The sequence below is a fragment of the Tenacibaculum sp. TB-53 genome (assembly GCF_059716285.2).
Window position 1 is genome coordinate 24,635 of sequence record NZ_CM202790.1, and the last position, 23,960, is coordinate 48,594.

Genomic DNA, 23,960 nt, shown 5'->3' on the forward strand with positions numbered 1-23,960 from the left:
ACTGTAAAATTATGGAACATTTTTTTGCTCACCAAACAGCTGTGATAAGTAGTTTAAGTGAAATAGGGGTAGATACAAAAATTTGGCATTTTTCTCATATCATGGATTATTGCGAAATAGGAAATCATTGTAATATTGGTCAAAATGTAGTAGTGTCACCAAAAGTTATTTTAGGAAATAATGTTAAAGTACAAAACAATGTTTCTATTTATACAGGAGTTATTTGCGAGGATGATGTTTTTTTAGGACCATCAATGGTGTTTACTAACGTTATTAACCCGAGAAGCGCTATAAATAGAAGATCACAGTATATGAGAACTACGGTAAAAAAAGGAGCAAGTATTGGAGCAAATGCAACCATAGTATGTGGTAATGATATTGGAGAATATGCTTTTATAGGTGCAGGATCTGTAGTTACTAAGGAAGTACCAGATTTTGCATTAGTTGTTGGAAATCCTTCTAGACAAATTGGTTGGGTTAGTGAATACGGCCACCGATTAATTTTTAATGAAAAAGGTATAGCTACTTGTAAAGAAAGTTTACAAGAATACAAATTAATAAATAGTACAGTAACAAGAATTAAATAAAATGAAGAACTTTTCACTAATTGGGGCGTCTGGATATATCGCACCAAGACATTTAAAAGCTATTAAAGATACTAATAACAACCTTTTGGCAGCACTTGATAAATTTGATAGTGTAGGTATAATGGATAGCTATTTTCCAGATGCGGCGTTTTTTGTTGAGACAGAACGATTTGATCGACATTTAGAAAAGTTAAAATATGATGAAGGAATTAACTTAGATTATGTAAGTATTTGTACACCAAACTACCTTCACGATTCTCATATTAGAATGGCTCTCCGAAGAGGAGCAGATGCTATTTGTGAAAAACCTTTAGTGTTAAATCCATGGAATTTAGATGCGCTCCAGAAAATGGAACAAGAAACAGGTCAAAGAGTATATAATATATTACAATTAAGGGTACATCAAAGCATTATAGATTTAAAGAAAAAAATAGAAGCAGCTCCTAAAGACAAAATTTTTGATGTAGATTTAACCTACCTTACTTCAAGAGGAAATTGGTACTATACTTCATGGAAGGGAGATATTACAAAATCAGGAGGGATAGCAACCAATATTGGAGTACATTTTTACGACATGCTTTCGTATATATTTGGTGAAGTTAAAACTAATGTAGTTAACATTCATACTCATGATAGAGCGGCAGGTTATTTAGAATTTGAAAGAGCAAGAGTTCGTTGGTTTTTATCAATAAATTATGATGTTCTACCAGAAGAAATAAAAGCAAAAGGACAAAGAACATATAGATCAATTACAATTGAAGGAGAAGAACTAGAGTTTTCTGGAGGGTTTACTGATTTACATACAAGAGTTTATAAAGGAATATTAAACGGAAATGGATATGGACTAGAAGATGCAAGGCAAGCAATTGAGATAGTACATAAAATTAGAAATTCAGAACCTATTGGATTAAAAGGAGAATACCATCCTTTTGCACAAAAGAACTTGGCGAAGCATCCTTTTAAGCTTTAGGTTTAATATCAAAAAAAAATTGAAAAACATTTTACCAAAATCAGAGTTTGCAAAAAATGTACTAACCTTGATGACGGGAACTACTATTGCACAAGCAATTCCTGTAGCAATTAGTCCAATACTTACAAGAATTTATACCCCTGAAGATTTTGGCGTATTAACCTTATTTTTAGCAATAACGACTATTTTTGGTTCTATTGCCAACGGAAGATATGAGTTGGCAGTTATGTTACCTGAAGATGATGAAGAAGCTATTAATATTTTTGCGCTAGGTGTACTTATTGTAACTTTTTTATCCGTTACTTTATTTGGAGTCGTAATTTTTTTTAAAGACTATTTTGTTAGTTTATTAGATAATAAAGAAATAGGTTTTTGGCTTTATTTTGTTCCGTTAACAGTCTTTTTTATAGGGCTTTTTAATATGCTAAATTACTATAATAACAGAATAAAAAAATATAAAGATTTAGCGAAAGCTAAAGTTATAAAATCGGTTATTCTATCAGTATTACAAGTTTGTCTTGGACTGGTGAAGAAAGGAGCTCTTGGGCTAATTACTGGGCAAATAGCATCACAATTATTTGCCAATATAAAATTGATTAGTAATATTTCAGATAATAAAAAATTATTAGCAAGCATACATAAAGACAAAATTAAGCGAGTAGCTAAGCGTTATGAAAGGTTCCCTAAGTTTTCAATGTGGGCAGTTTTATGTAATACATTGTCTTTCAAATTAACAGAAATACTCATTTCAACCCTTTATTCTATCACCACTTTAGGGTTTTACTCATTAGTAGGTAGGGTACTTGCGATGCCCTCTACACTTATTGGGGGTGCTATAGGACAAGTGTTTTTTCAAGAAGCGACCAAAGAAAAACACACTACAGGAAAAGCTGAAAAGGTGTTTAAAAGAACATTAAAAAAGTTATTACTGATTGGTACTCCTTTCTTTTTAATATTATTTTTTATTGTAGAAGAATTATTTGCATTTGTTTTTGGTGAAGAGTGGCGTATTGCAGGATACTATGCAAAGATATTAATACCAATGTTTTATATTAGGTTTATAGTAGGAACTTTAAGTAACATAGTAAATGTTTTTGAACAGCAAATATTTTCATTATTATGGCAATTTGTTTTATTAGTTATATTTATATCTATACTATCTCTTTCCAGTTACTTGAATTTTTCATTTGAAAAATCTTTAATTTGGATAGCATTTATAACTTTTTTACATTATCTATTATTACTTTATTGTGTCAGAAGAATATCAATAAAAGGGAAATTATGAAAATAAGTTTTACTGGTGACGTTTTTTTGGGGGGAGATTTACAAAAAAAATCTGCAAAAAAAATTATTAAGGTATCATCATTTAATAATGCAGATTTTAGGGTTGTGAATTTAGAACACCCTATTAGTGATAACGATATTGAATTAGATAAGTGTACACTGTTCACAAATTCAAGTGCAACTATGAAACTTAGAGAAATGGGAGTTAATATGGTTAATTTATCAAATAACCATATTCAAGATAAGGGAAACGAAGGCATTGTTGATACATTAGAAAATTTAAAGAAATTTAATATTAAATATTTTGGTGCTGGTTTAAATATTAATGAAGCAAAACTAAATCAAAAACTAGATAAAGATTATTGTATTTTAGGATATTGTGATTATGGAAAAAAATACCTTAATCAAATACAAATAGCAGATAAAAATACTCCAGGGATTAATCCTCTAAATTATCAAAACATTATTGATGACTTATCAAATTTGGAGGAAGGAAAGAAAGCAATACTTTTTTTTCATTGGGGAAGAGAGCATGTTTCATTACCAAAGTATGAAGACATTCTATTAGCTAAAGATTTGTTAAGGAATGAAAAAGTAGCAATGATAATAGGGATGCATTCTCACAGGTTCCAAGGAGTAGTTGAATTTAATGGAAAAAAAGCATATATGTCTTTAGGTAATTTTATTTTTCCTAACTTTCATATAAAGCCACCGACAAAAATATATTATCCACATAAAGATTTTAAGTGTGATTATCAAACAAGACAATATCACAGTGTTTTTAAACCTACTTATAAAAAATGGAAGAATGTTAATAGAAAATCCATCATAGTGTCTTTTGATACAGAGGTTAAAGAACTTAGTCATGTTTTTGTATATCAAGAAGATAATGAAGTGTGTATTAAAGAGCAAAAAGGAGTCCCTCAATTATTGAGTAAGTTTAAATTTAAATTTTTAACTTTTTTGTATAAATTACCTAAAGGAATTTATATTTTTTTAGAAAAGAATAACACTTTATTAAGTATTATTTTATGGCGCACTCAAATTATGTTTTTTTATTTAAGGCAATTAGGAATTAAGGCTTTTTTGAAAAAGGTTAAAAAAAGATTATGACAAGTAAAAAAACATACAATTTAATATTAGGAGGTTATGTAAATGGCTATTCTATAGTGTCTGAGTTATATGAAAAAAAGGTAGAAAATATAGCCTTATTTTCTTATTCTAATTCATTAGCAACTAAAAGTAAAAAATTAGAGTGTTTTAAAATAATTAGCAAGGAAGCTAATAGCCTTAAAGAAGCTATTTTTGAGTTAAAAGAACAATGTGATTATATTGTTATTTATCCTACCGATGATATTCAAATAGAAAATTTACACGAAATTTATGAAGATATAAAAAGCTTTTGCTTTATACCTTTTAATAAAGAAAATATAATTTCATGCTTAGACAAAAATTATCAATATAAATTTTGTAAAGATTATAATATACCCTATCCTAAAAGTATAGTTGTAAATAAAAAAGAAAATTTAAAAGAACTACAATATATAATGTTCCCATTATTGGTGAAACCTGCTAAGAGATATTCGGATACAAAAAAAATATTTAGAAACTTATATTTAGCAAGCAAGCAAGATTTTGATAATAGTTTAGAGTTAATTACCAGCTTATTGAACGACAATGTTAGTTTGATTTTTTCTGAATTTATACCAGGTGATGATACTAATATATATGCATATACAGCTTATAGAAGTAAAGAAGGAAAAATATTAAATGAATGGGTTGGTAAAAAACTAACACAATACCCAGATGAATTTGGTGTTTTTTCTAGTGCTGTAAATTCAGCTCCAGAAATTGTAAGAAAACAAGGTCGTGAATTGTTAAAAGTTTTAAATCTATATGGTATAGCACAACCTGAGTTTAAATATGATGAAAGAGACGGTCAATATAAATTAATGGAAATTAATCTTCGATCAATGATGTGGCATAGGTTAGGTAACCTTACAGGTGTGTATTTGCAATATACACAATACCTAGATGCAACTAATAATAAGATAGAAAGCTATACTCAAAACTTAAATGGAAATATTCATTTTATTTATTTGAAACACGAAATAACTAACTTACTTTTTAGAAAAAAATATTTTAAGCATTTTAAGAACAATGTGTTTAAAGGAGAGGTAAACTCTTTAGCTCTTTATGATGTTAAAGATTTAAAACCCTTTATATTTGACCAATTTGCAACCGTAAAATTTATTTTGTCAAGATGCCTAAAAGCTTTAAAAATAAAATAGCACTCCTAGTTAAAAGAATTCTTTTAAGAAGAAAAAAAGTAATCATACATAATAATACAGTGTTTTATTCAGTGGTTTTTAAGGGAAAAGCGACGATAGAACCGTATTGCAGATTAAATGGTACACCTAAGATTACTATAGGAGATAATTTTTACTGTAATGCCTTTTGTCATTTTTTAGGAGATATTACCATAGGAGATGATGTAATGATTGGTCCTAAAACTATAATTTGGGGAAGAGACCATGGAATGGATAGAGGAGAAAAAATGAACGCACAAAAGCACACTTCTAAGCCAGTTATTATAGGTAATGATGTTTGGATTGGAGCAAGAGCAACGATTCTAAAAGGAGTAACTATTGGTAATGGAGCAGTAATAGGAGCAGGAAGTGTAGTAACTAAAGATGTAGCTGAAAATGCTGTAGTAGTAGGTAATCCTGCAAGAGTAGTAAAGAATAGATAAACCATAGTAATATGAAAGTTTTTGTTCCTAATAATAATTTAGAAGAAAGAATGTATATCATTGATGTTTTTTTTACTACTTTTTTAGGTGTCGATTATACGGTAGAGAAGCATCAAAATAATGATTGGTTGCTTCAAGTTGAAGATAAATTAATAGTTATTAAAGATACTTTTTTTAGTAACTTTCATCAAGAGTTATCTTATTTAGACAAAAATAATATTCCTATAACTATACAATTTGCTACTAATGAATATACCCCAGAAGATAATTTACCAGTTATTTATGGAGGAACAACCATAGCTAAGAATTCTAACTCGATAACTTGTGATATTGATATTTTTGCGAGTGCTTTTTTTATGCTTACAAGATGGGAAGAATATGTAGTTGAGGAGCTAGATAATCACGGGCGTTTTCCTGGGAGTTCATCATTAGCATACAAACAGAACTTTTTAGATAGGCCAATAGTAAATGAGTATGTAGAGCTCTTATGGAATATGTTGACTAGTATAGGCTATAATAAGGAACGTAAAAAAAGAAACTACAATCTAATAGTAACACATGATTTAGATTACCCCTTTGCTTGGACAACTCCTAAAAAAGCTATTAGAAAACTTGGTGGTAGAATACTAAAACTGGATTTTGTCAATTTTTTTAAATTATTGCTGAATTTCATTAAAACAAAGATTAATTATAAAAATGATAATTTCTATACGTTTGATTTTTTATTTAATTTTTACGACCAAAAAAAATTGAGCACCTATTTTTTTTTAATGACAGGATCTAATAAAAAACTAGACGGATGCTACAACCTTTCTAACAAAAAGATAAAAAAAATAATAGCAGCCATTCTTAATAGAGGACATAAAATTGGTTTTCATCCTGGGTATGATTCGCATATCAATGAAAAAATATGGCAGCAAGAGTTACATACTTTGCAAGAGAATGTAATGGTTCCTATTAATGTAGGGAGGCAGCATTACTTAAGGTATCAAGTGCCTAAAACAGCTGCTCTTTGGGATAAGAACGATATGAAGTGGGACTCTAGTTTGTATTACTCTAAAGAAGGAGGTTTCAGAACAGGATGTTGTTATGAATATCCACTATTTGATTTTTTAACTCGAAGAGAGTTAAAAGTTAAAGAAAAAACATTGTGTTTTATGGACACAACCATTATTGATAATAATATAAATATTGATTTAAAAAAGATATCTGAAACTGTAAAAAAATATTCGGGCGATTTTGTGTTCTTATGGCACAATTCGAATTTATATAATAAAAAATTAATGCAATTATTTAAAAAATCAATAGAGCAGGTGATATAATGTTTTTAGATAAAATAATAAACAAATTACTTATACTCTTTTTAGTGTATACCTTTTTTATACTCCCAACCTTAAAGTATTTTGAATACGTACATGGAGGTGTTAGGGTTAATGGGGCATTAATTTCTTTTGCTTTAGGAGTATTGATAGCATTCTTAATGTTTTTTACATTAAAAAAAATTAACACCTTAAAACAGGATATATCATTATATTTTTTAATAGCTTTATTTATTTATATAACCTTCTATCAGTTAGTATTATACTTTCATGTAAAAAATTACTCTGATCAGGGAAACATTATCTTTCTCAAAACAATATCAAATACTATTATAAAGCCTTTGGCTTTGTTTTTTATAGGAGTAAAACTTCAAAACCTTTATAAAACTAAAATATTTAACTTAAGTATTAAATTCTCTTGGTTTTTGTCTACATTTATTTTGTCATTTTATACAATAACAAATCCTCGAGGATTTTATTTGTTTTTAGATAATGCAAAAATTTATTTACAAATAGCAGATGCTTATGCCATTTTAGCATTTATGTTTTTAAGCCTGATAAAAAAAGAAAACATAAGGTTTATAGCTTTTCTTTTTAGCTCAGTTATGTTATTTGCGTTATTATCTAGAACAAGCTTTTATCTATTTGTTTTTTCTTATATGTGCTATATGTTTTTGCTTAGAAGAAAAAGCTTTTTTTTACTCGTAGCATCATTGTTTTTTTTAACAAGCTTGTATATCATAAAAAATGATATCGATCTAGAAGAGTTAAAAAATAATAGAATGATAGGGTTTATTATTACAGGTTCAGATAAGTCATTATCATCTAGAGATGAAATGTTGGATAATGGAATGATTGCATTGTCTGAAAACTGGTTTTTTGGAGATTTTCTAGGAGAAGTGAGAGATAATTATGGAAATACAGGAGCTTATATGCACAACATGTTGTCTTTTTGGCGTCAATTTGGTTTTATTCCTTTTATTACACTTGTTGTTTTATTACTAAAAACATTATTAAAAATATATAAAGAATCGATAAAGGGACCTAACCAATATTTAATATTACTTTTGACAGGTTTTATATTTATTTTTGGTGAAATGATTTCAGCGAGAGGATATACATTTACATCATATTGGCTATTCATTAGTGCAATTTTAAGTTATAATAAGCAAAAAGATATTAGTGAAAATGAACAATAAAAAAGCAGTTGTATTAATGGCTGTATACAATGAACAAGAATATATTGATGAAGCCATTCAGAGTTTTTTATTACAAAAAAACGTAAATGCTACACTGGTTGTAATAGATGATTTGTCAGAAGATAACACTTTCCAAATAGCTAAAAAATATGAATCGGAAAAAGTAGTTGTACTTAAAAATACAAAGAAAGGAAAAAACAATGCCTATAATTTAGGATTTGAAATGGTTAAGGGTGATTATTACTGTTTTTTTGGGGGGGATGATATATTAACAGAAAACTCTATAAATAGTAGGGTAACTGCAATTAGTCAATCAAAAAACAAGAAAGTAGCTTTAAAATCTAGAATTGTTACTTTTTCAAAAAACAAAAAATTTGATGGAGTTATTATTCCTAAAAACAATAGAAAAGGGAATAATAGCGGAGGAGCAGTGATGATTTCAAATGAATTAGCCAATGAAGTTTTTCCAATACCGATTTCGTTACCAAACGAAGATGCGTGGACAGGACTTCATATAGATAATTTTGCAGAAGAGATTATAGTAATAAATAATATAGTGCTAAAATATAGAATTCATGCAAACAACTCTGTTGGTATCTCTTTACCATTTGATATCCGAACAGAAAAAATCCACAAAAGACGTAAGGTGTATCAGTTATTTTTAAATGAGTTTGGAGATAAAATTAAACAACATGAAATAAAACGACTTGAAAATATTATAAAATTAGAATCAAGCAGGTATAATCGTAATTTTTTTACAATGCTGTTTAAAAATAAAGCAACTATTACTGATAAAGTTTCAGCTGTGTTTCATTATAATAGCTTCTTGTATAAGAGTAAAAATATAATTTATAAGTTAGTAACAGGAATTCGTTAATAATAAAAAATGCTTAAAAAAATAATTTACAATTTTTTAAAAATTGTTCCAGACTCATTATTTATAAAAATCAAATATCTTCTTAAATTAAGAAAAATATTAAATTTAAAAAAACCTAAAACATTTAACGAGAAAATTCAATGGTTAAAATTAAATGACCGTACACCGTTACATACGCTATGTGCAGATAAATTAAAAGTACGTGACTTTATTAAAGAAAAAATAGGTGAAGAATACTTGATACCATTAGTGTTAGCAACAAAGAATGTCGAGGATATTACACCTAATAACTTACCTGACTATCCATTTATTATAAAAACAAATCACGATAGTGGTACTTATTTTATTGTTAAAGATAAAACAAAACAAAATTGGGAAGAAATTAGAAGGAAATTAATAACTGCTCTAAAGAGTAACTTTTATTATAATGGTAGAGAGTGGCAGTACAAAAATATAGAACCTCATATTGTTGTAGAAAAACTATTGCAAACAAAAAGCAATAAAGTGCCTAATGATCTTAAATTTCATTGTTTCAATGGGGAGGTTAAATTTATACAGGTAGATATAGATAGACAAGAAAAACATACTAGAAGTATGTTTGATTCTGATTGGAAATTATTAAATTTTAGCTATCATTATAAAAAAGGAACAAAAGTTTCTAGACCAAAAAAAATAGAAAAAATGCTTCAGTTGTCTAATGAGATTTCTAAAAATTTTATTTTTGCGAGAGTTGATTTTTATGAAATAGAAGAGGAAATTTATTTTGGTGAAATAACATTTCATCCAGAATCTGGTTTTGGAGTTTTTTCTCCAGAATCTAAAAATTTAGAGTACGGTAATATGATTAATATCAAATTATAATGAAACAAAAAGTAGCATTTATAATAACGGTATATAAAGGAGATAAATTAACTTATTTTCAAAAGGCTATAGAAACTATAGTTAATCAAGATTATGGTTTTGAAAATATACATATTTACTTGGGAATAGATGGAGAATTGCCAAATGGAATAGAGAGCTATATCAATGAAAATTCTAAGTTCTTTTATAAAGTTATTAAAAATGAAAATAATAAAGGTTTAGCTTTTACTTTAAATAGGCTAATAGATAACTTAGAAGAAGAAGCTTTTGTGTTTAGAATGGATAGCGATGATATTTGTTATTTAAATAGAGTATCTAAGCAGGTAAGTTTTATGAATGCTAATCCAAAAGTTTTAATTAGTGGTGGAGCTATTGAAGAGTTTTCTGAGACTGAAGGTGTAAAAATGATAAGGGAATATCCTAAAAATATCTTAGAAGCCAAAAAATATATATATAAAGCATCAATATTTGCGCATCCAGCAGTATGTTTCAAAAAAGATTTTTTTAATAAGGGGTTTAGGTACGATGCAAACCATAAATTTAGCCAAGATGTAGATTTGTGGTTTAGGGCATTAAATAAAAATATTGAAATTGCTAATATTAAAGATGTAGTATTAAAGCTGAGAGTTCAAGATAATTTTTATAAAAGAAGAAGTTATAAAAAAGCTATTGGAGAATTTAAAATATATTACAAAGGAATTATAACTAACTATGGCTTTAGTTTTAAGTTGATATATCCTTTGTTTAGATTATTGTTTAGATTGTTACCAGTATTTTTGGTTGAAAAAATTTATAATAGCAAGCTTAGAAAAAAATTAAATAATTAAAAAAAAGAATCATACTAGTAGAGGGATAATGAACAATGTTATGCCGGTTTAACTTGACGAGTGGTATCATGACAGTTATTTACTGTATATGTTAAATCGATGACATATCATCGGTTATTTATGTCGATGCAAGTAGTGATAAAAAGTATTAATTATTTTCACTCCTAAATGGTTTGCCAAATATTCAAAATGTTGTTAGGTAATGGAAGAGAGTTATGTATTCAATTAAGTTATGTTGAACAGCTTTCGGTTTGTCGGTTATGATATTTAATTGTTTCTAATAATCATGAATCATATCAATTTCCAGACATATTAATACCGCTTGTTTATTAATAATTTTGTAATAATAAGTCTTTTCCTATTTAAGGAAAAGGAAATATTATAAGAGATGGTTAATTACATTTGTTAAAGATAGAGTTGGTCTCGATTATTGTTACTGACTCATCGAAGTTAAAAGGTGAATTAGGAAGGTATTGAAAAAATAGTAAAAAGATATTTAGAAAATGAAAAACTAGATTAAAAGAGTAACATATGGAGCGTATCAAAGTTAAATAAAAACTATAATAAATTTTTTAATGCCAGTAACTTTCTTAATTTTGCGTTAAAAATTCCATGCTATTATGTTGTTAGGCTTATTGGGTATGTTTTTGTTAGGATCTTTTTTAGTAACCTATTGTATTATACCTAAAATAATTAAAGTAGTATTTCATAAGAAATTGCTAGATGAACCTAATATAAGGAGTTCTCACAAAAGAGTAACACCAACACTTGGAGGAGTCGCTTTTTTTATAACTATAATATTGTCTTTTTTCTTTTTAAAAAAATGGGATGAAGATATAATAAGTTTAAACTTAATGGTGAGCTTGACTGTTTTGTTTATAATTGGTTTGAAAGACGACTTAGTAGCATTGTCAGCTACTACAAAATCGATAGCCCAAATATTAGCCATAACTTTTTTAGTATGTGATAATAATTTGTTGATAGAGTCTCTAGGAGGCTTTTTAGGAATAACTGAATTAAATTATTGGTTTTACTTATTCTTTATTTATTTTTCAATTTTCTTTATAATAAATTCATTTAACCTAATTGATGGTATTGATGGTTTAGCTTCTTCAGTTGGAATAACAATATTTACATTTTTTGCTGTTATTTTTTACTTTTTAGAACAGAATTATTATTTCTTTCTATGTATGGTTATCGTAGGGACACTACTAGCTTTTTTGACTTATAACTTATCTGAAAAGAAAAAGATATTTATGGGGGATACCGGTTCTATGATTATAGGCTTTCTAATAGCTGTATTGGCATTAAAAATACTATCATATCAAAAAGAAATTGGGTCTATAGGAGTTTTACCTGAAAATTTACCTATAATTATAACTTCAATAATATCAATCCCTGTTCTTGATACTATAAGGGTTTTTATTATTAGAACTGTAAATAAAAAAAGCTTTTTTATAGCAGATAGAAATCATGTACACCATATTTTTATAGATAGAGGTTTTACTCATAAAAAAACAACATTTTTTATAGTTATAATAAACATGATTATTACATTGATAATATATTTGTTGTCAATGAGATTTAATAGTTTTATTTTATTATTGTTTTTTGTTTTATTATCAATGGTTTTTTATTTAGCTATTTTTTATTTGTTAAAAAAAAATGAGTCTAATGACTTAAAAAAAAAACGCTAATTTTCTAAATAGAGTAGCAGACTCCATTTTAAGTGTGTTTTTATAGAAAAAAAAGCTTCTTTTACAACAATAGAGATGCTTTTACACTAAACTTAATTACTCTTGAAATATTATACTTTAAAAGACACATTAAAAATTTCTTATAAACGCAAAAAATACTCGTAACAAATAATTTAGGATTTATAGGATTTAATGTAGTTATAGAACTACAAAACGAAAGTTTTGAAGTTATAATTATTGATGAGTAATCAAACAGTAAAATTGAAGTATTAGGTCAAATAACTGAGATTTCTAATGTTAAACCAAACTTTTATTAAATATACCTAAGAGATAAAAAAGTAGTACATAGCTTTTTTAATGAGAGTGTAATTGATCGAGTAATACATTGTTACATATGTATATGCAGATACAACTAAAGCGAATGAAGTTTTAGGATGGAAGCCTCAAGAAACATTAGAAGAGGCTTTACTATCCGCCTGGAAATGGTAGCAAAAACAGTAATAATTTAGAATTCAAAGCTCAGGTTTTCCTGAGCTTTATTTTTTCTATAAATTAGCGTACTTTAAACGTTTAATAAATGAAGGGTATTATATTAGCAGGAGGTTCGGGAACACGATTATATCCAATTACTAAAGGAGTATCAAAGCAGTTACTTCCGGTATATGATAAACCGATGATTTATTATCCATTATCAGTATTGATGTTAGCTGGTATTCGAGAAATATTAATTATCTCTACACCAGATGATCTTCCAAGTTTTCAAAAATTATTAGGAGATGGTAATGATTTAGGAATACACTTAAGTTATGCAGTACAACCTTCACCTGACGGATTAGCACAAGCATTTATCATTGGTGAAGAATTTATAGCGAAGGATGATGTTTGTCTTATTTTAGGAGATAATATTTTTTATGGCCATGGATTACCTGAAATGTTGCAATCTGCAATTGATAATATAAAAGAAAAAAATAAAGCCACTGTTTTTGGCTACAATGTAAAAGACCCAGAACGCTATGGAGTGGTAGATTTTGATGTTAATGGAAATGCTATTTCTATTATTGAAAAACCTGAGATTCCTAAATCTAATTATGCGGTAGTTGGTTTGTATTTCTATCCAAATGATGTAATTCAAGTAGCCAAAAATGTAAAACCATCAGAAAGAGGAGAATTGGAAATTACCTCTGTAAACCAGTATTATTTAGAAAACGAACAACTAAAAGTTGAATTGATGGGACGTGGTTTTGCTTGGTTAGATACCGGGACGCATGATTCTTTATTAGAAGCAAGTCAATTTATTGAAACCATTGAAAAACGTCAAGGTTTAAAAGTAGCATGTATAGAAGAAATAGCGCTCTATATGGGGTATATTAATAAGGAACAAGTCAGAAATTTAGCAGGACCTTTGAAAAAAAACAGCTACGGACAATATTTATTAAACTTAGCAAAAGAGAAATAATGATTTTTACGAAGACTAAAATTCCTGAAGTTGTTGTTATTGAACCAAAAATTTTTGGAGATCAAAGAGGGTATTTTTTTGAATCTTTCAATCAAAAAGAATTTAAAGAAAATATAGGAAATGTAAATTTTGTTCAAGACAATGAGTCGAAATCGACTTATGGAGTTCTACGCGGATTACATTTTCAAAAGCCACCTTTTGCTCAAGCGAAGCTAGTGCGATGTATTCAAGGAAAAGTATTAGATGTAGTTGTAGATGTTCGAAAAGATTCACCTACCTATAGTAAGCACATCACCTTAGAATTATCTGAAGAAAATAAAAAACAACTATTTATACCGAGAGGGTTTGCACACGGATTTGTAACCTTATCCAAAGAAGCTGTTTTTGCATACAAAGTAGATAATTGGTATGCCCCTGAATATGACTCAGGAATTATTTGGAATGATACTACATTGAATATTGATTGGAGAATTGATACTGAAGATATAATACTTTCTTCAAAAGACCAACAACTTTCTACTTTTACAGAGTTAAAAACTCCGTTTATTTATTAGTAACTTTGAGTTTATATACTAAACTTTCATGAGGAATATATTAATTACAGGAGGAGCTGGCTTTATAGGCTCTCATGTGGTAAGATTGTTTGTAAATAAATACCCAAACAAACACATAGTAAATTTAGATGCGTTAACATACGCAGGAAATCTAGAAAATTTAAAAGACATTGAGCATCAACCGAACTACACCTTTGTAAAAGGAGATATTTGCGATGAAGATTTATTGAAAAAATTGTTTTCTAGCTATTCAATTGATGGAATTATTCATTTAGCAGCTGAATCGCATGTAGATCGCTCTATTACAGATCCTTTGTCGTTTGTTAAAACAAATGTTTATGGAACCTTAAATTTATTAGAAGTAGCAAAAAATAGTTGGAAAGACAATTTTAAAGGAAAATTGTTTTATCATATTTCTACGGATGAGGTTTATGGAAGCTTAGGAAATGATGGTTTTTTTACTGAAAAAACTTCGTATAATCCCCAATCACCATATTCAGCATCCAAAGCTTCATCAGATCATTTTGTAAGAGCATACAAAAATACCTATGGTTTGCCAATCGTAATTTCTAACTGTTCAAATAATTACGGATCATATCAGTTTCCTGAGAAATTAATTCCGTTATTCATTAATAATATTTGTAATAACAAATCTTTACCAGTGTACGGTAAAGGAGAAAATGTAAGAGATTGGTTATATGTGGAAGATCATGCGAAAGCAATAGATGTTATTTTTCATAAAGGGATAATTGGAGATACGTATAATATTGGAGGGCTTAATGAATGGAAAAATATTGATTTAATTAAAGTTCTAATAAAAGTAGTAGATAAGTTTCTTGGAAGAGATGAAGGAGCGTCAGAAAAACTTATCACTCACGTTAAAGATAGAGCAGGTCATGATTTTCGTTATGCAATAGACGCATCAAAGCTTAAGAATGAGCTAGGATGGAAACCTTCTTTACAATTTGAAGAAGGAATAGAAAAAACAGTTAAATGGTATTTGAAAAATAAAGATTGGGTTAAGAATGTCACAAGTGGAGAGTACCAAAAATATTACAAAGAAATGTATGGGTAATACAAAAGCCAAAACTTTTTAGTTTTGGCTTTTGTATTATAAAATTTAGATTAGATTTTATCTAAGTCTACTTAAACTTAAATCTTCATTGTATTTAACAATAAATAAACCTTGATTTCCACTGCTCCCAAACATCTTTTTATGGTAGTCAAATTTATTTTCAACACGTAAAGAAACACCTTTTTTAAAGGTGTCTGTAAGTTCATTTCCTGAAGCCAAACGCATTAAAACATCATATGTTATATCAAAACCTTTAATAGCATAGTCTGAAGGAATAGTGTTGTTTTTTTGTAAATATTTATTGTTAAAATCTTTAGTTTCTATGGCATTTTCGTCTGAATAAGTATTAGAAACATAAGTGAAATTTATACTAGCAAGTTTATTATTATCAATCTTATCGTAAGCATTGCCTTTACTAATAGCAAATACCTGAACTTTAGTTTCGTCAGGTAAGCTAATCATACTATTTAGAGCATCAGCAACTACTACATTGTCGTCAGAAGCAATTATAACCCAGTTATGTCTTTTAGAAGACATCTTACTTGTAAAACGCGTTCTCTTTATATAGCCTTTTTCAGGCTTTAAGATATGTATATTATTAATACTATCATGTTTTTTCAGTTCAGATATAATTATAGAAACTTTTGAATTTGTGTCTTTCTTTTCGTCACTGACAATAAATATTTCTTGATCTTTATAACTATCTTTTAAATAAGATGCTAAGTATATCTGATAGCTGTTTTTTTCAGGAGCTGTCTTAATTAACTTAGGTGAAGAAAATTTATCTTGTTTATTAGAGTAGTGTGGAAAAACGACTTTAGAGTTTACATTACGAGCAATAACTTCTGCTTTATCAGAATAAAAAGGACCAATAATTACATCTGTATTTTCTAATTTTTTATTTTCAAGAATTGTGGTTACATTCTTTCCTCTATTTCCTGTATCAAAAACGTTAACATTTACTTTAACTCCTTGTCTTTTTATAGAATCAATAGCAACTTCTGCTCCCATATAGAAGTCAGTTACCATATTAGTTAAAGGGTTGTCATCAAAAATATCTTTATTTGATTTTTCACTATATTCATCAGCCTTGAAAGGAAGTAAAATAGCAAGATTAATAGATGTGTTAACTTGAATAGAATCTTTGTAAAAAGAATAGTTTTCTCTTTTACTAACCTCTTCAATAGGTTTTATTTTTAATAATTGACCTACTGATAATTTATTGTCAGCCAAATCTGGATATTCTGGGTTCAAGCGTAGTAAGTCCTCTTTAGATACATTGTAAAAACGAGTTAAACTATACATAGTTTCTTTACTCTTAACAGTATGCGTTAAGAATTTTTCTAAAACTTCATTTTTATTAATAGTAACTGTTTTTTCTAAAGCCTTAACCTTTAATATCTGACCAATACTTAAATTATTACTTTGAATATTGGTGTACTCAGGGTTAAATTTAATTAAATCCTCTTTTGTTATACCATATTGTTTTGTAATACGATACACAGTTTCTCCCTTTTGAACTTCGTGAGTTTCATACTCAACAACTGTTTGTTGAAAAACAGTATCATCTTCTTCAGTTTCAATAGCCGTACCTTTGTTATTATTGGTATCGGTAGTATTTACCTCTTCTTCAGCTGAGGTAGTAGACGAAGAAGTACTATTTTTAATTTTAGGGTTTGGTATTACAATTACTGTGTTAGCTTCAGGACGTCTTCCGACATCAGGGTTTAAACGTAATAAATCTTTCGTTTTTATGTCTAAACGATCCGCAATGTCTCGCATCGTTTCACCTTCTTGAATTTTGTAGGATACATAACGTTTTTGCTGGCCACAAGAAACGGCAAAAGTTAAAACACAAACTAATAGTAAAAACTGTAATTTCTTCATCTACTCTTTTTTTATATTAATGGTGGATTTTTATTCCCACTCAATTGTTGCTGGTGGTTTAGAGCTAATGTCATATACAACTCTGTTTACACCTTTTACATTATTAATTATTTTATTTGATGTTTTTTGTAAAAACTCATAAGGTAAATTTACCCAGTCAGCAGTCATACCATCAGTGCTTTCTACAGCTCGTAAAGCTACCACTTTTTCGTAGGTTCTTTCATCTCCCATAACCCCAACAGAATTTATGGGTAATAAAATAGCACCAGCTTGCCATACTTTATCATACAACCCACTTTCTTTTAATCCGTTGATGAATACAGCATCTACTTCTTGTAAAATACGAACCTTTTCAGCTGTAATATCTCCTAAGATTCTAATAGCTAAACCAGGCCCAGGAAAAGGGTGACGACCTAATAATTCTTTATCAATTCCCATAGAAGCACCAACCCTACGTACTTCATCTTTAAAAATCATACGTAAAGGCTCAACAACTTTCAATTTCATGAAATCAGGTAAACCACCTACATTATGATGACTTTTAATAGTAGCTGAAGGACCTCCATTAACTGAAACTGACTCAATTACATCGGGATAAATTGTTCCCTGTGCTAACCATTTGGCATCTTCTATTTGGTGTGCTTCATCATCAAAAACATCAATAAAAACCTTACCAATAGCTTTACGTTTTGCTTCTGGGTCACTTAATCCAGCTAGTTCGTCCAAAAAACGTGCCGAAGCATCGACCCCTTTAACGTTTAATCCCATACCTTCGTATTGTTTTAATACGTCGGTGAACTCATTTTTACGTAACAATCCGTTGTTTACGAAAATACAGTGCAAATTACTTCCAATTGCTTTGTGTAATAAAACTGCAGCTACGGTAGAATCTACTCCTCCAGATAAACCTAAAACAACTTTGTCATTACCAATCTTAGCTTTTAATTCAGCTACAGTTTCGTCAACAAAAGAATCTGGTGTCCATGTTTGAGCTACCCCAGCTATATTAACTAAAAAGTTTTGTAATAATTGTTTACCATCTGTAGAATGATATACTTCTGGATGAAATTGGATAGCATAAGTAGTCTCTCCATCAATTTTGTATGCTGCATTTTGTACATCATGAGTACTTGCTAATAATGTTCCTCCAGTAGGTAACTCTTTAATTGTGTCTGAATGACTCATCCAAACTTGACTTCCTTCAGAAATATCTTTAAAGAATTCTTCTCCTTCTTCAATAAAAGATAAGTTAGCTCTACCATACTCACGAGTATTAGAAGGAGCTACTAAACCACCAGAAAAATGAGCTAAATATTGTGCGCCATAGCACACTGCTAATAATGGTTTCTTACCTCTGATTTCAGACAAATCTGGATGAGGAGCCTCTTCTGAACGAACTGAAGATGGGCTTCCTGAAAGGATTACAGCTTTAAAATCGTTTAAATTTTGTGGTATTTTGTTGTAAGGGTGAATTTCACAATAAATATTTAATTCTCTTACACGGCGCGCAATTAACTGTGTGTATTGCGATCCGAAATCTAATATAAGTACGTTGTGTTGTTGCATGCGCAAAAATAGTACTTAGATTTTATATTTGCGAGAATATTTAGTAAGAAATTAAAGAGTTTTTTAAACTATTAAATCTTGTAAACTATAGCATTAATATTCATACCAGCACCTACTGATGCTAAAATAATAACATCTCCTTTTTTTACTTCTTGGTTTTCAATATTTCCTTTTAAAACTAAATCAAGTAGGGTAGGTACGGTTGCTACTGAACTATTTCCTAATTTATGAATGCTCATTGGCATCACACCTTCAGGAATTGGTTTTTTGTACAAACGATAAAAACGTTTAATAATAGCTTCATCCATTTTTTCATTGGCCTGATGGATGAATATTTTTTTTACATCATCAATAGCTACACCACTTTTATCTAAAGCAGTTTGCATAGCTTTTGGAACATTGGTTAAGGCAAATTCATAAATTTTTCGTCCATGCATCTTAATGTAGCGTACGTCTTTGTCTTTGTTTTTATCGTTTGAATTTCCAAAAAATAAAAAGTAGGCTTCATCTTTAGTAAAGGTTTGTGAAGCATGGCTTAAAATTCCACTATCATTTTTATCAGTAGCTTCTATGATACAGGCACCAGCACCATCACTATAAATCATAGAGTCACGGTCATTCATGTCAACAACCCTTGATAAAGTCTCACCACCAATAACTAAACATTTTGTAGCAATTCCTGCTTTTATAAACGCTTGTGCTTGAATGACACCTTCAACCCAACCAGGACAACCAAATAAAATATCGTAGGCAACACAGTTAGGGTTTTTTATTTGTAACAAATGTTTTACACGAGTAGCTAAACTTGGAAGAATGTCACTTTGAATGGCATTCTTTTTAACATCACCAAAATTATGAGCAAAAATAATATAATCTAATTCTTCTTGATTAATTTTAGCATCTTTAATAGCTTTTTGCGCAGCAAAAAAACCTAAATCTGAAGCTTTATATTCATCTTTAGCGTAACGACGTTCTTCAATGCCAGTAATGGATTTGAATTTTTCAATAATTATAGGGTTAGGGTTGTCAAAAGATGTTCCATCGGCATTTAAAAATGAATGATTATTAAAGTTAGCATTTTCCTTTTTGATAGATGGGATAAATGAACCTGTTCCTGTAATTACTGATTTCTTCATTGAAATAAATGATTTTTTTTAGGGTTGGTAATTACAAATAAAATATTTTTATTGATGATAACCGTTTTATTTACATTCAATTTCAAATATTTGTTATGTTTTTAAAAAAAACAAGTTAAATTTTTTTTTTAAAAATCAGAGGTGCTTTTTTTTGTGATTTTGATACTCGATGGTTGTTACAAATATGAGCTATCAAATGAAAAAGGTAATAATGAAAGTAACGATTCCGTTTTTACTATTTGTCCAACTTCTCCTGTAAATAGTATTTCAATTGGTTGTTTTTGGTTGATTTCATATTCTGATAATGTTTGACGACAAGCTCCACAAGGACCAACAGGTTTATCTACCGTAGAGTTTTCAGAAGCAGCAGTAATGGCTATTTTTAGTACTTTCATGTTAGGGTATTCAGAGCCCGCTTTCCAAATAGCTACTCGTTCTGCGCACATACCTGAGGGATAAGCAGCGCTTTCTTGATTGTTTCCTAAAACAACTTGACCATTGTCTAGTAATACAGCAGCTCCAACATTAAATTTAGAGTAAGGAGCGTAAGCTTTTTGTCTTGCCTCAATAGCTTTTTGAATTAAAAAAGCATCTTCAGTTGATAATTGTGATATATTATCAAATACAGTTGCTTTAGTAGTTACGTCAATTTTCTTCATCGTAAATAAATTAGTCAAAAAAAGCAGTCGGTAAGACTGCTTTTGTATTCTGATACGAATTTATAAAAAAAATACCACTTTTTAATATACTTCATATAGTTCTCCTAAATCAAACGATAAAGAAAAACGTAATGTATTTTCTAACGGGTTGTTAACAGCTGCAGTATTTATTAAATAAGATAAATCTAAAGTAAAAGCTCTAGCAGTAAATCCTGTACCTAAGGTAAAGTATTGACGTTGTCCTTTTTCTTCACTCTCATGAAAATAACCAGCTCTAAGAGCAAAGGCATTGTTATACAGATATTCTGCACCTAAAGCCCATGTAGTTTCTTGCAATTCTTCACTAAAACTTCTATCTCCTAAAGATGTAAACATTCCTTCAAACCAACCTCTCTCTGAGTTAGGACTTGAAGGAACAAGTAATTTTGTAAGTTCCAAGTTAAGTCCCAAAATGTTTTTGTCATCAAAAATGAAATCAAAACCACCACCAATTTTTGCATTGGTTGGGATGAAGTTAGGAACACCAGGACTATATTCTACTTTTGGGCCAATATTAGCGATATTAAAACCTAATCGGTAACGACCATTAAAGCTTCCAAAGTTTTTTTCCTTAGATTGATAATAACCAGAAACATCAACTGCAAAAGAATTAACTGCATCTAAGTTGGAGTCATTACTTCTGATTTTATAATTAGAATGAATATACTTTAAACCTATACCCATAGAAAAATTTTCACTCAACTTTAATGAATAAATACCAGTAATAGCTAATTCATTTGGGTTTTCAATTCCATTAGAACCGCCATTAGTATCTGTTAAATTAACTTCTCCAAGAGAAAAGTATTTTAAGTCAACACCCCAAGCAGATTTTTCACTGTACCTATTAACGTAAGAGCCTCCACCAACAAAAATATCGTCAGTTAAGTTTCTAAGCCAAGGCGTGTAATTGAGTCCTATGCTAATTTTGTTTTGATTAAATGCAGTTTTTGCAGGGTTATGAAAAATTGAATAAGCATCTGAAGAGGTAGCTACTCCAATATCTCCCATACCACCAGCACGAGCATCAGGTGTAATCAATAAGAAAGGCATTGCCGTTGTGTTTATTGATGTTTGGGCTTGCGCTTTATTTTGAAGGGTAAAGCACACAAAAAATAATACGATAGATAATTTTTTCATGTAAAATATGATTAATTGTTTAGCAAATATATAATTTTTCTTGAGGGAGTTTATAACTAGTAACTTTTTTTAGATTTCGTATAAATAAAACTTAATGGTTTATTTATTAGTTAACTAACTAAACGAGTTTGCTTAAACAATATTATATATTGTATACGTAATAATGAAAAAAATATTTTTACGCTGTTAAAAAATAATAAACTTTAATGGTCTGTTTTTTAATCTTTTTCTTAGATTCGTAATACTAAAGTATAAAAACTGTCGTTTGTAATCTAGCATAGATAAGGTTACTAAATGTGAATTTATAAATAAATTAGTTGTAAGAAATTAGAAATATTGTAAATTGCGACACCCTTAAAAAACAGTTAAAAATACATGAAAAGTACGTTGAAATTATTTAGTTTATTGGCGATCACTAGTTTATTAATTACTTCTTGTAAAAGTAATGGAGGTGGGTCGAGTAAATCTTCATTAACTGGTTGGAACTTTAATGACCCAAACTATGGAGGATATTTAAAGGGAGAGTATAAAGAAGGAAAAAATGTACCACCAGGGATGGTTCACATAGAAGGAGGTACTTTCACCATGGGATTAGTACAAGATGATGTTATGTTTGATTGGAATACAACTCCACAAAAAATGCATGTTCGTACTTTTTATATGGATGAAACAGAGGTAACGAATGCAGAATATGGGTTATTTATGCAGTATACTAAAGATGTTTTTCCTCCAGAAGACCCACAGTTTAAAAACATTTACCCTTCGGTATTACCAGATACTTTGGTATGGAGGAAAGGTTTAGGGAATACGAATCTTTTATCAGAGAGTTATTTAAGACACCCTTCTTATGCTGAATATCCAGTTGTAGGTGTTAGTTGGATTCAAGCAAATAAATATTGTAAGTGGCGTACCAATGCTGTTAACTTGAAAATTTTAATGGATAAAGGTGTTATAAAAAACATTTTTAAAGAAGATTCTATAAGCTTTAAAGGAGAAAATAATTTTGATACCGATACTTATTTAACAGATCCTTACGCGATATTCGACGGAGACTCTACAATTTATAAAAAGGGTATACCAGTTCCAAAGGTAAAAGGAGAACCAAAACCAGAAAAAGGAACCTTTACAGGTAGACAGGTTACATCTTCAGATGGTATTTTATCTCAAAAATTCAGACTGCCTACTGAGGTAGAATGGGAATATGCTGCAAAAGCTATTTTTGAAAACCGTGAATATAATAATATTAGAGGAAGAAAAAAATATGCTTGGAGTGGAAAGTATACTCGTGACAGAGATAAGAGAAGAAGAGGAGATCAATTAGCTAACTTTAAGCAAGGAAAAGGAGATTATAGTGGTATTGCTGGATGGAGTAGTGATGGATCAGATATTCCTAATGCAGTAAGAAGTTACCCTCCTAATGCTTTTGGACTATATGATATGTCTGGTAATGTTTCTGAATGGGTAGAAGATGTGTATAGACCAATTATCGATTCTGAAGCAAATGACTTTAATTATTTTAGAGGTAACATTTTTACTAAAAAATTAATCAATGAAGAGGGTAAAGTTGTTATTGTGGGTGATGGTGAAGTAGAGTATGATACTTTAGAAAACGGTAGAATTGTTCCTAAAGATTTACCAGGAAGTGTTAAGTATATTCCTATTACTAAAGAAGATACTTACATGAGAAGAAATTATAACTTAGCTAACAATTCTAGTTTAGGTGATGGAGATCAGGCTTCTTCTAAGTTCTATGGATTAGATAAAGATCAATTAGATCGTACAAAAAGAATGTATAACTCTCCTCAAAAGCCAGAAGCTGAAATTGACACATTAGGTAATGTGGTTAATAATTATAAATATGATGATAAGAGAAGAACTACATTAATTAGTGATAAGTCTAGAGTATATAAAGGTGGTTCTTGGGCTGACAGAGAGTACTGGTTAGATCCAGCTCAAAGAAGATATTTCCCAGAATATATGGCAACAAACTACATAGGGTTTAGATGTGCTACAGATAAAATGGGACCAATGGTGCTAAATAAAAGAAAAACAGCTACACCAGATAGAGCTAGATAATA

At 29.2% G+C, this 23,960-nt stretch carries 21 protein-coding genes; 16 read left to right on the forward strand and 5 right to left on the reverse strand.

Annotated elements, in window-relative coordinates:
• Nucleotides 1-11 precede the first annotated feature (11 nt).
• The 15 genes from AC3VJB_RS00115 (at nt 12) to rfbB (ending at nt 15,458) form a co-directional block, all read left to right on the forward strand.
• Nucleotides 12-587, forward strand: a complete 576-nt coding sequence (locus AC3VJB_RS00115) for an acyltransferase (protein WP_159494524.1) — start codon at nt 12-14, stop codon at nt 585-587.
• 1 nt (nt 588) lies between these two features.
• Complete coding sequence (locus AC3VJB_RS00120) at nt 589-1,557, forward strand: Gfo/Idh/MocA family protein (RefSeq protein ID WP_497666614.1); 969 nt, start codon at nt 589-591, stop codon at nt 1,555-1,557.
• Nucleotides 1,558-1,576: 19 nt separating this feature from the next.
• A complete protein-coding gene (locus AC3VJB_RS00125) occupies nt 1,577-2,842 on the forward strand; it encodes an oligosaccharide flippase family protein (RefSeq protein ID WP_159494526.1) in 1,266 nt (421 codons plus the stop codon).
• Nucleotides 2,839-3,954, forward strand: a complete 1,116-nt coding sequence (locus AC3VJB_RS00130; protein ID WP_167714268.1) for a CapA family protein — start codon at nt 2,839-2,841, stop codon at nt 3,952-3,954. The genes AC3VJB_RS00125 and AC3VJB_RS00130 overlap by 4 nt, the downstream gene beginning before the upstream one ends.
• Nucleotides 3,951-5,132, forward strand: coding sequence for a hypothetical protein (locus AC3VJB_RS00135; protein WP_253680835.1), 1,182 nt, complete (start codon nt 3,951-3,953; stop codon nt 5,130-5,132). The genes AC3VJB_RS00130 and AC3VJB_RS00135 overlap by 4 nt, the downstream gene beginning before the upstream one ends.
• A complete protein-coding gene (locus tag AC3VJB_RS00140; protein ID WP_159494529.1) occupies nt 5,105-5,593 on the forward strand; it encodes an acyltransferase in 489 nt (162 codons plus the stop codon). Before AC3VJB_RS00135 ends, AC3VJB_RS00140 begins: the two co-directional genes overlap by 28 nt.
• Nucleotides 5,594-5,604: 11 nt before the next feature.
• Nucleotides 5,605-6,915, forward strand: a complete 1,311-nt coding sequence (locus AC3VJB_RS00145; protein ID WP_497666615.1) for a DUF7033 domain-containing protein — start codon at nt 5,605-5,607, stop codon at nt 6,913-6,915.
• A 779-nt stretch (nt 6,916-7,694) separates the two neighbouring features.
• The gene (locus tag AC3VJB_RS00150) at nt 7,695-8,111 is read left to right on the forward strand and encodes a hypothetical protein (RefSeq protein ID WP_167714265.1); all 417 of its coding nucleotides are present in this window, start codon (nt 7,695-7,697) and stop codon (nt 8,109-8,111) included.
• Entirely contained in the window at nt 8,101-8,988 is an 888-nt protein-coding gene (locus AC3VJB_RS00155; protein WP_497666616.1) for a glycosyltransferase, read from the forward strand. Before AC3VJB_RS00150 ends, AC3VJB_RS00155 begins: the two co-directional genes overlap by 11 nt.
• 9 nt (nt 8,989-8,997) lie before the next feature.
• Entirely contained in the window at nt 8,998-9,849 is an 852-nt protein-coding gene (locus AC3VJB_RS00160; protein ID WP_497666617.1) for an ATP-grasp fold amidoligase family protein, read from the forward strand.
• Nucleotides 9,849-10,676 carry a glycosyltransferase gene (locus AC3VJB_RS00165; protein ID WP_497666618.1) on the forward strand — a complete coding sequence of 276 codons (828 nt, stop codon included), beginning with the start codon at nt 9,849-9,851 and terminating at the stop codon, nt 10,674-10,676. The genes AC3VJB_RS00160 and AC3VJB_RS00165 overlap by 1 nt, the downstream gene beginning before the upstream one ends.
• Nucleotides 10,677-11,296: 620 nt before the next feature.
• Complete coding sequence (locus tag AC3VJB_RS00170; RefSeq protein ID WP_437823900.1) at nt 11,297-12,373, forward strand: glycosyltransferase family 4 protein; 1,077 nt, start codon at nt 11,297-11,299, stop codon at nt 12,371-12,373.
• A gap of 577 nt (nt 12,374-12,950) precedes the next feature.
• Nucleotides 12,951-13,829, forward strand: coding sequence for a glucose-1-phosphate thymidylyltransferase RfbA (gene rfbA, locus AC3VJB_RS00175; RefSeq protein WP_159494535.1), 879 nt, complete (start codon nt 12,951-12,953; stop codon nt 13,827-13,829).
• Nucleotides 13,829-14,383 carry a dTDP-4-dehydrorhamnose 3,5-epimerase gene (gene rfbC / locus AC3VJB_RS00180; protein ID WP_047790237.1) on the forward strand — a complete coding sequence of 185 codons (555 nt, stop codon included), beginning with the start codon at nt 13,829-13,831 and terminating at the stop codon, nt 14,381-14,383. The genes rfbA and rfbC overlap by 1 nt, the downstream gene beginning before the upstream one ends.
• A gap of 28 nt (nt 14,384-14,411) precedes the next feature.
• Nucleotides 14,412-15,458 carry a dTDP-glucose 4,6-dehydratase gene (gene rfbB, locus AC3VJB_RS00185; protein WP_047790236.1) on the forward strand — a complete coding sequence of 349 codons (1,047 nt, stop codon included), beginning with the start codon at nt 14,412-14,414 and terminating at the stop codon, nt 15,456-15,458.
• Between the two features lie 57 nt (nt 15,459-15,515).
• Here the strand turns inward: rfbB and AC3VJB_RS00190 are convergent, their stop codons facing one another.
• The 5 genes from AC3VJB_RS00190 to porV all read right to left on the reverse strand — a co-directional run bounded on the left by AC3VJB_RS00190 (nt 15,516) and on the right by porV (nt 21,882).
• The gene (locus tag AC3VJB_RS00190) at nt 15,516-17,345 is read right to left on the reverse strand and encodes an amino acid ABC transporter substrate-binding protein (RefSeq protein WP_437823903.1); all 1,830 of its coding nucleotides are present in this window, start codon (nt 17,343-17,345) and stop codon (nt 15,516-15,518) included.
• 30 nt (nt 17,346-17,375) lie between these two features.
• Nucleotides 17,376-18,911 (reverse strand): glutamine-hydrolyzing GMP synthase, encoded by a 1,536-nt coding sequence (gene guaA, locus AC3VJB_RS00195; RefSeq protein ID WP_047790235.1) that lies wholly within the window; start codon nt 18,909-18,911, stop codon nt 17,376-17,378.
• A 71-nt stretch (nt 18,912-18,982) separates the two neighbouring features.
• A complete protein-coding gene (locus AC3VJB_RS00200) occupies nt 18,983-20,047 on the reverse strand; it encodes a 3-oxoacyl-ACP synthase III family protein (protein ID WP_047790234.1) in 1,065 nt (354 codons plus the stop codon).
• A 176-nt stretch (nt 20,048-20,223) separates the two neighbouring features.
• Complete coding sequence (gene cdd, locus AC3VJB_RS00205) at nt 20,224-20,706, reverse strand: cytidine deaminase (protein ID WP_047790233.1); 483 nt, start codon at nt 20,704-20,706, stop codon at nt 20,224-20,226.
• A gap of 81 nt (nt 20,707-20,787) precedes the next feature.
• Nucleotides 20,788-21,882, reverse strand: a complete 1,095-nt coding sequence (gene porV / locus AC3VJB_RS00210; protein ID WP_047790232.1) for a type IX secretion system outer membrane channel protein PorV — start codon at nt 21,880-21,882, stop codon at nt 20,788-20,790.
• Nucleotides 21,883-22,257: 375 nt separating this feature from the next.
• On the opposite strand from porV, the gene gldJ reads away from it, so the two are divergent.
• Entirely contained in the window at nt 22,258-23,958 is a 1,701-nt protein-coding gene (gene gldJ / locus AC3VJB_RS00215) for a gliding motility lipoprotein GldJ (RefSeq protein WP_047790231.1), read from the forward strand.
• Nucleotides 23,959-23,960 lie beyond the last annotated feature (2 nt).